Consider the following 12,929-nt stretch of genomic DNA (forward strand, 5'->3'; position numbering starts at 1 on the left):
AATGACGATTATTGCCATACATCAAGTACCAAACCAACATGTTCGCCAGTTTTTTCAGGAACATTGGGGTTCAACGGAGATGGTCATTTCCAGTGGTATTTATGACTGTAGTGAATTAGCGGGCTTTGCTTTTATGAATGAGCAACAGACGATGATCGGTTTAATCACCTATATCGTGCGGGAAGAGGACTGTGAAATCATTTCGTTAGATAGTACGGTTGAGGGGAAAGGCATCGGTTCAGCTCTTGTGAAAGCGGTAGAACAAGCAGCAATGGAGAAGGGCTGTACAAGCATTTCACTCATTACAACAAACGATAATTTGCATGCATTGAAATTCTATCAAAAACGTGGCTATTGTTTAATCGAAATACTGCGTAATGCAGTCGAAAAAGCAAGGGCCTATAAGCCTTCTATCCCACTCATTGGTGATGACGGTATTCCAATACGAGATGAAATACGTTTACAAAAACAACTTGACTGTCAATAAGTCAGGTTGTTTTTTGTTATACTGTTGGGAGGAAAGAGAGGGAAAGTATGAAAAAAATACTATTTATTTTAGTACTGAGTGTGCTTGTGGTCGGAGCAATCTTTATGATTTATCTCAAAAGCAATCCACCACTGGTCATGCAAAGCTTCACCACTAAACAAGGCAATGAAGCAGTCAAAATCATTGCACTTGAAAATACAGGGCTGCGTGAAATTAAGCTGAAGCAAATACTGGTGAATGATCAGCTTCCTGATAGCGCAAAGCTTGTCATTAGTAAGTCAGAACCTTTTGAGGCAGAAACAAAGCTAGAGGGAAATAGTGATATTTCTTTTCATAAATTTTCACAGCGAACCATTTTGCCTCATAAATACATAGACCAACAGGCCATTGGCAAGCAGCCACAGCACTACGCTGTTCAAGTTCAAGCAGCTGCTATCAAGAAAGTAACGATTCACTATGAGTATTTAAAAATACCTTTTACGCTAATTGCTGAGCTTCAAGCCAACAAATAAATCAAATTTTGTCTTATCCTTTATGCCTGTGTCAATTCCTAAGATTGTTTGGTGAAAAACTCCTATCCCTCCTAAGTCATGGTAATATTGTAGTAACAGCAATTGTGATACTAGGAGGGACCTAATGGCATTTATCATCTTGGGTATAGTACTATTTATCTGTGTTATCACTGTGGCTTTAGTGTTTATGAGAAAACTTTCGAAAAATGATATTATGCTTGAAGTGACAGCCACCTGTGAAGGGAAAAATGAAGACAATCAAGCGATTATGAAAATATATTTTACGTATTCCATTGGACGGCTTGCCAAAAGGAAACGAGAGATGATAGGCAGTATTGAATGGTCTGAAGGATGGATGCCTGTCAGCTATAATCTAAAAGAACATGGCGTGTATCATGATGAAAGAATTCTGTATGCGACGAATGAGCAAACGTATTCCACCTTTGAAATCAATGCGGCGAATGCCATTGATGAGCAAGGGCGAGGGGAGGGCTATGTGGTCCTTGTATTGGAAGAGCCAAATGCCTCTCATATGTCTAGAGCCGGTGTTATTCTCGCTGTTACAGCCAATATGGTTACATATCAATTATCAGACTCAACTAGCTGGCACAATGATGCGGTGACGAATTAGCTATCCAATGTATTGGGTAGCTTTTTTGGTATTTACAAGTAAAAATAGGCTGTTTATGGAACCAATTGGGGAAAATAACGTATAGAAAGAAGAAGGACTTGCAGGATGGAGGAGGATATAGATGTCCGAACAACAAAGCAAATACAATGATTCAAGGCTTATTCTAATAGATGAGCAAATATGTGCACTTTTAAAGCAACGAAAAGCGCAATCTAGTCATACTTCAGGCTTTCCATCGGATGACACCATTTCGGAATGGGCACAGCGATATGGTTTCGATGACACTTATTTAGCGATGTTTTTCCAGTTGATGAAATCAGAAAAATACTATACACCAAAGGTAGAACCAACAGGCTTCCGTCACTATATCCCTGTGTTGAAAACGGTAGAAAAGAAAGAGCGTTTGTATACGGTTTCCTATATTCGTCAATATGACAATGCAAGTGTGGTGCAATTATTAATCGATTGGGATGAGCAGCAAGAACCACAGCTAACGATTCAGCAAAAATTAGAACGAAATCATTTGGGTTTATTCATCGATGCGTCCTATGAATGCCGTAGTAAAGGTACAAGTGGCACAAATGGACATGAAAGCAGTACGTATGTTGTGACACCACCCTTGCCAGATGATATAAGGGGACTTCATTTTGTTTTTACAGAATACGAAGATGTCTTTGAAGAAAAGCCTACAGGATGGGCTGTCACCATACAAGGTTAGGGGGAATGTTCAATGAAAAAATGGATTTTTCCGATGGTACTCGTCATCCTATTAACGGCCTGTCAAAGTGCTGAGCAGGAGATTCACTATATCGCCAAAAGTGAACATTGGAAAGCCATCTATCATAGTAATGGGGATGAGGGATTGCGCTTATTTTATCTCGGCGATCACAATGATTTGGGACCTTTACAAATCACGATCGAAGGGGCAAAGGAATCCCAAACATTGGATGATGCGCAGTTAACTAAAGAGGGGTATTATTCATTCACAAGAAAAGAAAGCGAGAAAATTTTTAAACGAGATGCGAAGCCAAAGATTCAGATGAAATGGCAATCTGAGAGTGAGGCTTTAGATGTGAAAAATCATTAGGAGATAATAATAATATGCGAATTGAGCAGCGTGGGGATGTAGTGATCATTGATGGACTAGAGATCAGCGGAGCAATTCAAAAAAAGCAACAATGTCCTGCTTGTCAAAGTTCCATAATCTATGATGACTCATTCGATAGTTATTTTTGTGCGATATGTAATGAATGGCAGGAGGAGGCATGTGATGACCCGAATTGTCACTACTGTGTACAACGTCCAGAACGCCCATTGCCAGTCCATCGCTAAATTTTTTTAGTGTTTGACAAAGAATCCACTATTCGTTATAGTAATTAACAATTTCATACAAAAATGAAATGGGCAATGAAAAGGACAAGAGATTCGATGAAGCATTTTTAGAGAGGGAGGCCTTGGCTGCAAGCTTCCTAATGTCGTAATCCCATCTTACTACCTTGGAGCCGTGCTTGGAAACTTGCACCGTTTTTGCGACGTTACAGCAAAATCAATGAGCCACTAGCACGTAAACTAGTGGGAATTTGGGTGGAACCACGGGTAATCAACACATACTCGTCCCTTCTTAGGGGCGGATATGTGTTTTTTTTATCTACACAATTATGCCGAGGTGTAATTGATTTTATTACTAAAAAAGGAGTAGAGAACATGTCAAATCAACGTATTCACATTCAATTTCCAGATGGTCAACAGCAAGCATTTACAAAAGGTGTGACACTAACCGATATTGCACAAGCGATTCGTCCAGAACTTCGCAAAAAGGCAGTTGCAGGGAGTGTTAACGGAACCATCATTGATTTGACGCGCCCGATTATGGAAGATGCTCAAATTACATTGTACGATGCAAGCTCAAAGGAAGGGATCGAGGTCATTCGCCATTCTACAGCCCATTTATTGGCTCAGGCAATTAAACGACTTTATCCTCATGCACAATTTGGAGTAGGACCAGTCATTGAAAATGGCTTTTATTATGATATCGATATTGCAGATACACTGACACCGAGTGATTTGCAGCAAATAGAAAAGAAAATGAAACAAATTGCGCAGGAAAATATACCGGTTCATAGACACGAGGTTTCACGTGAAGAAGCGAAGCAATTATTCGCCCATGATGCGTTAAAGCTCGAGCTGTTGGAGGCAATTCCTGCAGATGAGCTAGTTACGATTTATGAGCAGGGAGAGTTTTACGATTTATGTCGTGGTCCACATGTACCGTCTACAGGCAAGTTACAGCATTTTAAATTAATGCATGTATCGGGCGCATACTGGCGAGGTGATAGCAATAACCAAATGCTTCAGCGTATTTATGGCGTTGCCTTTGCCACAAAAGAAGAACTGCATGATCATTTTGTCTTTTTGGAGGAAGCGGAAAAGCGGAATCATCGCAAACTAGGTAAAGAGCTATCGTTATTTATGTTTTCGGAGGAAGCACCTGGCATGCCATTCTATTTAGCCAACGGTCAAATTATACGCAATGAACTGGAATCGTATTTGCGCCATTTACAAGCAAAATTTGACTATAGGGAAGTACGAACACCATTGATGATGAACCAACGACTATGGGAGCAGTCGGGTCACTGGGATCATTATAAGGACAATATGTATTTCACACAGGTAGATGACCAAAGCTTTGCCTTAAAGCCCATGAACTGCCCTGGACATATGCTGATTTTTAAAAATGCCCTCCACTCTTATCGGGATTTACCGATTCGTATGGCAGAATTCGGGCAAGTGCACCGACATGAATTTAGTGGCGCCTTGAATGGTCTATTACGTGTACGGACATTCTGTCAGGATGATGCCCATATTTTTGCAACACCACAACAAATTGAGGATGAAATTGCGCTTGCATTAAATATTATTGATGAAGTGTACAATGTCTTTGGATTTGCGTATACGATTGAATTATCGACACGACCAGATGATTATATGGGTGATTTGGCATTGTGGAATCAAGCGGAGGCGGCACTGGAAAATGTCCTCAAGAATTTAGGCATTGCCTATACAATTAATGCAGGGGATGGGGCTTTCTATGGACCGAAAATTGACATCCATATTAAAGATGCGATTCAGCGCAGTCATCAATGTGCAACGGTTCAGCTTGATTTCCAGCTACCAGAGAAATTTGATTTAACGTATATTAATGAACACAACGAAAAGGTGAGACCGGTTGTCATCCATCGTGCAGTGTTTGGCTCGATTGATCGCTTCTTAGGTATTTTAATCGAGCATTTTGGCGGAGCATTCCCAACTTGGCTTGCACCACAGCAAGTGCAAGTCATTGGTGTAGCAGAGGCACACCAAGGCTATGCCAAGCAGGTAGTAGAAGCCTTACAACAGGCAGGAATCCGTGTGCAATTAGATGAGCGCCAAGAAAAGCTCGGTAAAAAGATACGTGAAGCCCAATTGCAAAAAATACCGTATATTTTAGTCATTGGGGATCGGGAGGTAGCGAACCAAAGTGTAGCTGTTCGCAGACATGGTCAGCAAGATTCCACTGATAAGTCACTACAGCAATTAATAGAAGAAGTAACAGCAGCCATTCAACAAAAAAGTTTAGCTTAAGCCAGCAAAGAAAGCTTGCTTTGAATGTTCGTCATTCATCGCAAGCTTTTTAAATGTTAAGAAATTTTTACTTCTATTTTTTTGAAATGACTACTAGAATCTACGTGATGTGCATACAATGAATTAAAGGTGCTTGGAACTTTCTTGAAAAAGCGAATGTCCCACTATGACTTCTTGTGTTTCAGCGTCGATGACAAGAAACTTACGATAGGATTCATCGGAATTGTGCTGAAAGGATGCTAAAAAATAAACTTGTCGATTGGGATGAATAAAAGTATGTTGAGAGAGGTCTATTGTTTCCTGTTTACCATTTGTTTGTAAATAAAAACGTTTTGTCGCATTTGCCACATCTTTAAAAGCCATCTTTTGACGAATATTCAATGAAGCATTGGCATATTCTTCATAAATCGCACGATTAAGCTGCTGATAAAATTTGTCCTCATCACGAAACGATTGAAATTGGTTGTTTGGGTATTGATATAGTGTATTTATTTCAGTTGGTGTGCAAAGTGTGGGTGTTGTATGGTCTACTGAATGTTGAGGTGGCATTAATATTTTGGAAACAACCATAAAAGTTAAGATGAATATGTGCATCATTCAACCTCCAAATGTTTTCTTATCAAAAACATCGCCTACTTTTTCATTCTCTATACATCCAGAGAAATGGCTAGGTGAATGCATGTATCATCCCCGATAAAACCAGCCAATAAAACATGGCTCGGCTTTATCATATCTATTCTTTCTTCTATTATATGCCTCGTTATGATTAGGAAGCTTGTGCTTGTTTTAAATATCTATTAAGTAAGACATCCAATTCTTGACTGTAATCTACTACAATCGGGTGGGTGAAACCAAGATCCTTTGCTTTTTTATACATAATTCTTCGTTTGATCTCAATTTCCGCCTTCAAGAATTGTTTAAGTAATAAGTTAACCAAGATATTTTCCTCCTAATTTTTTATCCATATTCTTGAAATAAATTTGTATGACCTCGATTCAACTTTTTCATTGTATATCACTTATATTAAAAAAAATGTCATATTGTGTTTCGTTTATCAAATTCGTAATTTAGTCATAGATAAGGTACTTCATCCTATTTAACTTGATTGAAAATATTTGATTATTATAGATAAAAATTACTGCTAAATTTCCCTTTTATTGAATTGAATATATGACTTAAAACCCTATTCATGTGCTGGATAGGGTTATTCACTTGTTTTATTTTAGAAAAGATTAAGGCAAAAAAAGAGAAGTCTTAAGTCTTTTATACTAAGAAAAAAGTTGTAATTAGAGATTGAATTTTCCGATAATTTTACCTGAAATTCGTATCTTGTCACATTTTAGCAAATTCCCTTTTATGTTGTTTAGAAATGTGGACATTTCATTATGTTTGGTGAAATGTTGAGAATTTTTGAAATTAATGGAATAATGGATGGAAGATGAGGTGATGAAGCGCATGATGAAAAAACGGGTTTCAATCATTGCTTTTTTAAGTTTGCTAACGGCATGTGAAGGGGAGGAGCCCTTACAGGAACCGACCATTGTGTATGACATGGATACGACATCAACATCCACTGAATTTAGCTATGTAGCGGATTTATCTTTTGAAAAAAGAGAGGCCTATCAAGCATTTTTAAACGATGGAGAAATTCGTCATTTGGAGACCTTTTCGCCAGAGGAAATGCTGCTAATTATGTTTGATTTAGTGGAGGAACCTCGTATGGATGCATTATATGCGATTACTTACAGCAATGATGCATTCCCCACAAAAGAATTGTTTAAGCAATATTATACGGATTCACTCGCAGGTGATTTGCTCGTTACCTATTTCATGTATAGATTTTATGATCGAATAGCTGTTAATGAATCGAGCACCCCCGATTTGCAGGTTGTTCAACTGGAAATTTCCGTTGGGAGTCAGCGCTACATCAAAACATATGCTCTACAGCAGCAAGAGGGGATTTGGAAGATTCATTTAGCTAAAGATTAAAGAGGAGAAACAGATGACCGAAATTTATTTTGTTAGACACGCACATGCCTATTATTCAGCGGATGAATATCATCGTCCACTATCTGCTCAGGGGGAAAGAGATGCAGAGCGTGTCACAAATCTATTGAAACATCAACGAATCGATGTGGTATATGCTAGTCCTTATCGAAGAGCCATTCAAACAGTGGAGGGGATTGCACAGGCTCGTCATTTACCCGTCCAAACGATAGATGCTTTAAAAGAACGACAGCTTTCTAGTGGTGTGCTGGAGGATTTTCATGCAGCAGTTCAGCGGGTATGGCATGAGCCAAGCTTTGCATGGGCGGGAGGGGAGTCCAATCTACAGGCGATGGCTCGCGCTATTCCAAGTTTGCGAAACATCCTTCTCACGCATCCACAGGAGTCTGTCGTGATCGGTACACATGGCAATATCATGGTGTTAATGATGCACTATTTTGATGTCCAGTACGATTACGCATTTTGGCAAAAGTTAAGTATGCCAGATATCTATCGATTATCCTTTCAAGGGCTATCCTTACAGGAAGTAACACGTGTGTCGCAAGAGGTCTGAACAAAAAAAGAGATACTACAGCAAGCATAGTATCTCTCTTGTGCTATTCAGTTAATTTCTCTCCCATTCGGAGCGTAAGAGGCCAAATACTACTACATCATGGAATGTACCGAAGCGGAAAATTTCTTGGCGTAAAATGCCTTCTTTTGTGAAGCCGCATTTCTCATAGGAGCGAATAGCTGCTGGGTTAAAGCTAAAAACCTGAAGCTTGATTTTCTGAACAGCTATATATTGGAATATAAAATCAATAAGCGTTTTCATTGCATCTGTGCCATAGCCCTTGCCGTGCCACTCTTTTCCGATTGAAATGCCCACAGAGCACGTGCTGTTTTGCCAATTCACTGAATAAACGGCACAGGAGCCAATCAGCTGATGGGACGCTTTTTCATAAATGCCGAAAAAGAATTCCTCCTTTTTCCCACTGATACTGTTAAAGAAAGTGGTGTGATCCTCTACAGTTTGTGGAAAGGGAATCTCATCATTAGCAAGTAGCAAAGAGGTGATTTCGCTTTCGATGGCTATAAAAGCCTCTAGGTCAGCAGAAGTCATTTGCTGTAAAATGATTGATTGACCCGTTAAAAATGTTTTCAAATAGTGTTCCATTATTGTATTCTCCCTTGTATAAGGGCTGCAAGTAGCGTTACAACCCATCGATTGTTTGTAATACTTTCACGTCTACTGCATCTTTCACACTCATAAACCCACCCCTTTTTTGTGCATACTTCCATAGTAGCATGAGGAACTAAGAGAATGGAAGAAATTATGTTAAAATATGACATAGTTAAAGAGAGAGAGGGATTAAGATGCGTACAGCTTATTTTGCGAATTTATTACACTACTTACCACAAGAGGAGCAGCAACAATTACAACAGGCTGTTGGTGCTTCAGATGCACAAATTCAGGCTTTGTTAGAAGTATTTCCGAATTGCCCACAAGCGTTGATTGAACTATTACAGGATGTCAATGGTACCTATTATTGTCAGCATGGGCAAGAAACCATCAGTGTTCTAGTACTAGGCTCTGATTTAGGGGATTACCCGTATTATTTAAAATCGGTGGAGCAAATCGTAAAAGATTACCATGACAAGCGTGAAACGATTCATGAGCGCTATCAGGAATTTTTAGCGTATGTTGAAGTAGATGAAAAGATTAATATGCATGTCCCATTAAATGAACGTTTATGCTTTGCGGATTGTATGAATAATGGGGGAACATCGAGCCTATATATTGATTTTACGCCAAATGAAGCAGGGCAAGTTGGTCAGGTGGTTCGTTATGTGCATGATCCTGATAGCTTTGAGGTGATCGTGGCTTCCTTTGAGGATTATTTACAGCAACTTATAGAGGGAGACTATGAATTCACCGCTATTTACGAGGAGGAATTCGAATGACCATGCTGCTCATTTTCTATGAGGACAAGGCACAGAATTTAGTGGAACAATATACGCTAACAGAAGAGCAGCTCCGCTATACAAAGTCTCCAAAAGAGAGCATTGAACTTGCTAAGCAGGATAATAGTCGACATGCTATTTTAGCAATGGACGGTAACAAGCTAGTTACCTTCTTTGTCTTACATGAAAAAGAAGGGGTGACGCCTTACTCCTCCAATGAACAGGCGCTATTAATCCGTTCCTTTTCCACCGATTTTTATGAGCAGGGAAAAGGCTACGCCAAAACGGCACTCCACTTATTACCTGACTTTGTTCGCAAGCATTTCCCGCACATCAATGAGCTGGTGCTAGGGGTGAATGTGCCAAATGTAGCGGCACAGGAACTTTATAAGCGGTGCGGCTTTGTCGATGAAGGCAGACAGGCACAGGGACTTCAAGAGGAGCTAAAGGTGATGAGCTATTATTTGAAGGAGGTTAAAAATTGAACCATATAATCGAAGCAAAAAGAGAGCATTTACAAGCACTTTGTACAATCGATCAAGAAGTGATTGGTGATTCATCCAGAGAGGGAGAAATTCAACAAGCTATCGAAGAGAAACGCTGTTTGCTCTACCAATCCGCCGATACCATTGCGGGGTTTCTGCTATTTAGCAATGACTTTTTTGGCTATAGCTTTATTTCCTTAGTCATTGTCAAGCCGTCCGAACGCAGAAAAGGCGTTGCGTCTGCCTTAATGATGGCTTATATGAACATGGCTAAAACATCAAAAGTTTTCTCCTCTACAAATCAGTCCAATAAGCGGATGCAACAGCTTTTTCACAACCTAGGCTTTGTCAAAAGTGGTTTTATTGACAATTTAGATGTGGGAGACCCAGAAATGATTTATATGAAACAAGCCTCACCACAAACATAGGGTGAGGCTTTCGTTTATTTTTTTACTTTGATAAATAAAAAGGACGGTCTGCGTAGCTCCTTTTCAATGGAAGGAAGCTGTTGAATGGCTTCTTGACTTGGAATCGGTTCTACGATTTTATCAATTGTTAACCCATGAGCAATCAATGTATTAACCATTGTTGCTAAGGTACGATGATATTTGACAACCCCATTCACCAACCATGTTTGCTCACGCAAGCCTTCATCCTGGTAATGATCCACGGCGTAGTGCAGACGGTGATGATGGTCATCATATATCCAATTATCTTCCGTTGTGTGACGAGCTGTAGCAATAGGATGCTCCACAGAGAAAATAAATACACCGTTAGGACGAAGCATGTGAGCGATTTCAGCAATTACCGCATCAAAATCTTTGACATAATGAAGCGATAGGGAGCTGGTTATACAATCAAAGCTATTCGAGGGTGCTTCGTAATCCTCTATTGCCTGTAGCTGATAGTCAATTCGAGGGTGAGCATGCGCCTGCTTGGCAATGGTCAGCATATTGCTCGAAACATCTAATGCGGTTACATGTTTGGCTTGATGGTCGATACAATACTTGGCGAAATCACCCATACCACAGCCAATATCAAGTACCCGTAAATTTGTCAAAGGTGGAAGTAAGGCCTTCATAGTGGGCTGCTCTAAAAGACGATTATAATTATATGCTTTTTGTCTCAATGTCTTGTATTGATGAAAAAATATCGGATTATCATAAATATTTTGTTTCATTAAAAGCCTCCAGTTGATGAAACATAACGTTATGTCAATTGTGCGCATCACTATTGTCCCATGTAGAGATAAAAAGAAATAGACTTTTATTACAATTTTTTGTAGGATGTAGATAGAGGCATATCATTTTTAGATGAAGTTTATTTCCATTTAATGGGATACTGTCTTTGCAAATCCTTCTACATAATGATTTTCCTACCACGACTCTTCTATTCATTTCACTCCTTTTCCTTATATGTCATAAAAATGTAACAATTCTTCAAAATAAAAATATTTAAAGGGAAAACATGGCACTTCTTGCAATCTGTAACGTTCTTAGTAGTTGGAAGCAAATTCCGAAAAAGAGACGTTGGAGGGATTCTATTGAATCAAGAAAGTTTATTATCCATTAGTAGCAATGCCTTATTTATTGCCTTTATTTTACTGCTCATTGCTATTGTGCCATTAGGGCTTGCGGTCAAATCGAAGAGGAAAATGTTCGGTAAGCTAGGATTACTGCTCACTTATCTAGCCTTTGCCCTACAGCTCGTATACTTTGTTGTGAGATGGGTAGCGGTTGACCATGCACCTGTCAGCAATATGTATGAATTTATGACGTTCTTTGGCATCATGCTTACAGGAAGTTACTTAATTATCCATTTCTTATATAAGCAAATCGTAGTTGGCTTATTTACTATTCCTGTGTCACTAATCATACTTGGCTATGGAAGCGTTTTCGCAAAGGAAGTATCGCCGCTTGTTCCATCTCTGCAAAGTCACTGGTTAACTATTCATGTCATGACAGTGGCCTTTTCTAGTGCCATTTTATCCGTGTCCTTTGCCACAGGTTTGATTTATTTATTAAGAACACTGGATGTTTCTCAAAAATCTATCAGTACATACGGGCTTGAATTTGTGTTGTATTGTTTGGTGGTTGTCATTGGCTTTATCGGCGTATCGACTTTTTTCAGCGTTGCCACAGAAGAGGTACAGGTACAATTCGATAATGCACAGGGACAGCAAGAACAAGCCACTTACGCCATGATGCCCCTGATTGTTAATGAAGGTGCCGTCACCGAAAAAGGTGATGCAGTAGGTGTAGTCGAAATCACAAACAAAATAGACGCCAAGAAATTAAACTCGATTGTCTGGGCATTTATCGTTGGTACTATTTTATATGGTGTCATTCGATTAATCACAAGAAAATCAGTGAGTGCCTTATTAAAGCCATGGACAAGCCGTGTACAGCCACAATTAATGGACGAAATATCCTACCGCGCTGTTGTCATCGGCTTCCCATTATTTGCATTAGGTGGCCTACTATTCGCCATGATTTGGGCCCAAATTGCCTGGAGTCGCTATTGGGGCTGGGACCCGAAAGAAGTCTGGGCATTAATTACCTTTTTATTCTACGCAGCCTTCCTCCATTTCCGCCTATCCAAAGGCTGGGAAGGCGAGAGAACAGCCTGGTTGGCCATCATCGGCTTCGGCATCATCGTGTTCAACCAAGTATTTGTCAACCTAGTCATCGCCGGCTTACATTCTTATGCCTAGCTGAAGGTGGGGTGCTCTGAAGTAAGGTGAGAAGTGATCTTAATTGAGGAGTAGTCGCTCTAAAAAGGGTGAGAAGTGATCCTAGTTGAGGAGTAGTCGCTCTAAAAAGGATGAGAAGTGATCCTGATGGAGGAGTAGTCGCTCTGAAGATGGTGAGGAGTGATCCTGATTGAGGAGTAGTTGCTCCTAGGTGGTTGAGAAGTGATCCTAATTGAGGAGTAACCGCTCCTAGATGAGTGAGAGGCGATCCTAATTGAGGAGTAACCGCTCTAAAAAGGGTGAGAGGTGATCCTACTTGAGGAGAAGCCGCTCCTAGAAGGTTGAGAAGTGATCCTGATGGAGGAGTAGTCGCTCTGAAGATGGTGAGGAGTGATCCTGATGGAGGAGTAACCACTCCTAAATGTGTGAGAGGTGATCCTAATTGAGAAGGAGTCGCTCTGAAGATGGTGAGGAGTGATCCTAATGGAGGAGTAACCGCTCCAAAAAGGGTGAGAAGTGATCCTACTAGAGGAGTAGTCTCTCGAAAAAG

General features: G+C 39.9%; 17 protein-coding genes. 13 read left to right on the forward strand and 4 right to left on the reverse strand.

The window, feature by feature from the left end:
* The first annotated feature begins 1 nt into the window (after window position 1).
* The 7 genes from MHB65_RS11295 to thrS all read left to right on the forward strand — a co-directional run bounded on the left by MHB65_RS11295 (window position 2) and on the right by thrS (window position 5,251).
* Complete coding sequence (locus tag MHB65_RS11295; RefSeq protein ID WP_342443532.1) at window positions 2–487, forward strand: GNAT family N-acetyltransferase; 486 nt, start codon at window positions 2–4, stop codon at window positions 485–487.
* 47 nt (window positions 488–534) lie between these two features.
* A complete protein-coding gene (locus MHB65_RS11300; RefSeq protein ID WP_342443533.1) occupies window positions 535–999 on the forward strand; it encodes a hypothetical protein in 465 nt (154 codons plus the stop codon).
* 124 nt (window positions 1,000–1,123) lie between these two features.
* Window positions 1,124–1,630: a hypothetical protein gene (locus MHB65_RS11305; protein ID WP_342443534.1), complete on the forward strand. Its 507-nt coding sequence runs from the start codon at window positions 1,124–1,126 to the stop codon at window positions 1,628–1,630.
* A 121-nt stretch (window positions 1,631–1,751) separates the two neighbouring features.
* Window positions 1,752–2,348, forward strand: coding sequence for a hypothetical protein (locus MHB65_RS11310; protein ID WP_342443535.1), 597 nt, complete (start codon window positions 1,752–1,754; stop codon window positions 2,346–2,348).
* Between the two features lie 12 nt (window positions 2,349–2,360).
* Window positions 2,361–2,717, forward strand: coding sequence for a hypothetical protein (locus MHB65_RS11315; protein WP_342443536.1), 357 nt, complete (start codon window positions 2,361–2,363; stop codon window positions 2,715–2,717).
* Between the two features lie 14 nt (window positions 2,718–2,731).
* Entirely contained in the window at window positions 2,732–2,962 is a 231-nt protein-coding gene (locus MHB65_RS11320) for a hypothetical protein (protein WP_342443537.1), read from the forward strand.
* Window positions 2,963–3,334: 372 nt separating this feature from the next.
* Window positions 3,335–5,251 (forward strand): threonine--tRNA ligase, encoded by a 1,917-nt coding sequence (thrS, locus tag MHB65_RS11325; RefSeq protein ID WP_342443538.1) that lies wholly within the window; start codon window positions 3,335–3,337, stop codon window positions 5,249–5,251.
* A 123-nt stretch (window positions 5,252–5,374) separates the two neighbouring features.
* On the opposite strand, the gene MHB65_RS11330 is transcribed toward thrS, so the two are convergent.
* Together MHB65_RS11330 and MHB65_RS11335 are read right to left on the reverse strand one after the other, a co-directional pair.
* Window positions 5,375–5,845 carry a hypothetical protein gene (locus MHB65_RS11330; RefSeq protein ID WP_342443539.1) on the reverse strand — a complete coding sequence of 157 codons (471 nt, stop codon included), beginning with the start codon at window positions 5,843–5,845 and terminating at the stop codon, window positions 5,375–5,377.
* A gap of 172 nt (window positions 5,846–6,017) precedes the next feature.
* Complete coding sequence (locus tag MHB65_RS11335; protein WP_004230265.1) at window positions 6,018–6,188, reverse strand: aspartyl-phosphate phosphatase Spo0E family protein; 171 nt, start codon at window positions 6,186–6,188, stop codon at window positions 6,018–6,020.
* Between the two features lie 518 nt (window positions 6,189–6,706).
* Between MHB65_RS11335 and MHB65_RS11340 the strand changes: the two genes are divergently transcribed.
* Both MHB65_RS11340 and MHB65_RS11345 read left to right on the forward strand, forming a co-directional pair.
* Complete coding sequence (locus MHB65_RS11340; protein WP_342443540.1) at window positions 6,707–7,240, forward strand: hypothetical protein; 534 nt, start codon at window positions 6,707–6,709, stop codon at window positions 7,238–7,240.
* Window positions 7,241–7,253: 13 nt separating this feature from the next.
* Window positions 7,254–7,811, forward strand: coding sequence for a histidine phosphatase family protein (locus MHB65_RS11345; protein ID WP_342443541.1), 558 nt, complete (start codon window positions 7,254–7,256; stop codon window positions 7,809–7,811).
* A gap of 51 nt (window positions 7,812–7,862) precedes the next feature.
* On the opposite strand, the gene MHB65_RS11350 is transcribed toward MHB65_RS11345, so the two are convergent.
* Complete coding sequence (locus MHB65_RS11350; RefSeq protein ID WP_342443542.1) at window positions 7,863–8,414, reverse strand: GNAT family protein; 552 nt, start codon at window positions 8,412–8,414, stop codon at window positions 7,863–7,865.
* 200 nt (window positions 8,415–8,614) lie between these two features.
* Between MHB65_RS11350 and MHB65_RS11355 the strand changes: the two genes are divergently transcribed.
* The 3 genes from MHB65_RS11355 to MHB65_RS11365 are packed head-to-tail and all read left to right on the forward strand — an operon-like array spanning window position 8,615 to window position 10,115.
* Entirely contained in the window at window positions 8,615–9,202 is a 588-nt protein-coding gene (locus MHB65_RS11355; protein WP_342443543.1) for an SMI1/KNR4 family protein, read from the forward strand.
* Window positions 9,199–9,687: a GNAT family protein gene (locus tag MHB65_RS11360; protein ID WP_342443544.1), complete on the forward strand. Its 489-nt coding sequence runs from the start codon at window positions 9,199–9,201 to the stop codon at window positions 9,685–9,687. Before MHB65_RS11355 ends, MHB65_RS11360 begins: the two co-directional genes overlap by 4 nt.
* Entirely contained in the window at window positions 9,684–10,115 is a 432-nt protein-coding gene (locus MHB65_RS11365; protein ID WP_342443545.1) for a GNAT family N-acetyltransferase, read from the forward strand. The genes MHB65_RS11360 and MHB65_RS11365 overlap by 4 nt, the downstream gene beginning before the upstream one ends.
* Window positions 10,116–10,129: 14 nt before the next feature.
* Here the strand turns inward: MHB65_RS11365 and MHB65_RS11370 are convergent, their stop codons facing one another.
* Entirely contained in the window at window positions 10,130–10,867 is a 738-nt protein-coding gene (locus MHB65_RS11370; RefSeq protein ID WP_342443546.1) for a class I SAM-dependent methyltransferase, read from the reverse strand.
* A gap of 363 nt (window positions 10,868–11,230) precedes the next feature.
* Between MHB65_RS11370 and ccsB the strand changes: the two genes are divergently transcribed.
* A complete protein-coding gene (gene ccsB / locus MHB65_RS11375) occupies window positions 11,231–12,400 on the forward strand; it encodes a c-type cytochrome biogenesis protein CcsB (RefSeq protein ID WP_342443547.1) in 1,170 nt (389 codons plus the stop codon).
* Window positions 12,401–12,929 lie beyond the last annotated feature (529 nt).

Source organism: Lysinibacillus sp. FSL K6-0075 (assembly GCF_038592945.1).
Taxonomy (GTDB): domain Bacteria; phylum Bacillota; class Bacilli; order Bacillales_A; family Planococcaceae; genus Lysinibacillus; species Lysinibacillus fusiformis_F.

Excerpts from the sequence above, each read along its gene's own strand:
- MHB65_RS11295 (WP_342443532.1), top strand. The coding sequence starts at position 2 with ATGACGATTATTGCCATACATCAAGTACCAAACCAACATGTTCGCCAG.
- MHB65_RS11300 (WP_342443533.1), top strand. The coding sequence starts at position 535 with ATGAAAAAAATACTATTTATTTTAGTACTGAGTGTGCTTGTGGTCGGA.
- MHB65_RS11305 (WP_342443534.1), top strand. The coding sequence starts at position 1,124 with ATGGCATTTATCATCTTGGGTATAGTACTATTTATCTGTGTTATCACT.
- MHB65_RS11310 (WP_342443535.1), top strand. The coding sequence starts at position 1,752 with ATGTCCGAACAACAAAGCAAATACAATGATTCAAGGCTTATTCTAATA.
- MHB65_RS11315 (WP_342443536.1), top strand. The coding sequence starts at position 2,361 with ATGAAAAAATGGATTTTTCCGATGGTACTCGTCATCCTATTAACGGCC.
- MHB65_RS11320 (WP_342443537.1), top strand. The coding sequence starts at position 2,732 with ATGCGAATTGAGCAGCGTGGGGATGTAGTGATCATTGATGGACTAGAG.
- thrS (WP_342443538.1), top strand. The coding sequence starts at position 3,335 with ATGTCAAATCAACGTATTCACATTCAATTTCCAGATGGTCAACAGCAA.
- MHB65_RS11330 (WP_342443539.1), bottom strand. The coding sequence starts at position 5,845 with ATGCACATATTCATCTTAACTTTTATGGTTGTTTCCAAAATATTAATG.
- MHB65_RS11340 (WP_342443540.1), top strand. The coding sequence starts at position 6,707 with ATGATGAAAAAACGGGTTTCAATCATTGCTTTTTTAAGTTTGCTAACG.
- MHB65_RS11345 (WP_342443541.1), top strand. The coding sequence starts at position 7,254 with ATGACCGAAATTTATTTTGTTAGACACGCACATGCCTATTATTCAGCG.
- MHB65_RS11350 (WP_342443542.1), bottom strand. The coding sequence starts at position 8,414 with ATGGAACACTATTTGAAAACATTTTTAACGGGTCAATCAATCATTTTA.
- MHB65_RS11355 (WP_342443543.1), top strand. The coding sequence starts at position 8,615 with ATGCGTACAGCTTATTTTGCGAATTTATTACACTACTTACCACAAGAG.
- MHB65_RS11360 (WP_342443544.1), top strand. The coding sequence starts at position 9,199 with ATGACCATGCTGCTCATTTTCTATGAGGACAAGGCACAGAATTTAGTG.
- MHB65_RS11370 (WP_342443546.1), bottom strand. The coding sequence starts at position 10,867 with ATGAAACAAAATATTTATGATAATCCGATATTTTTTCATCAATACAAG.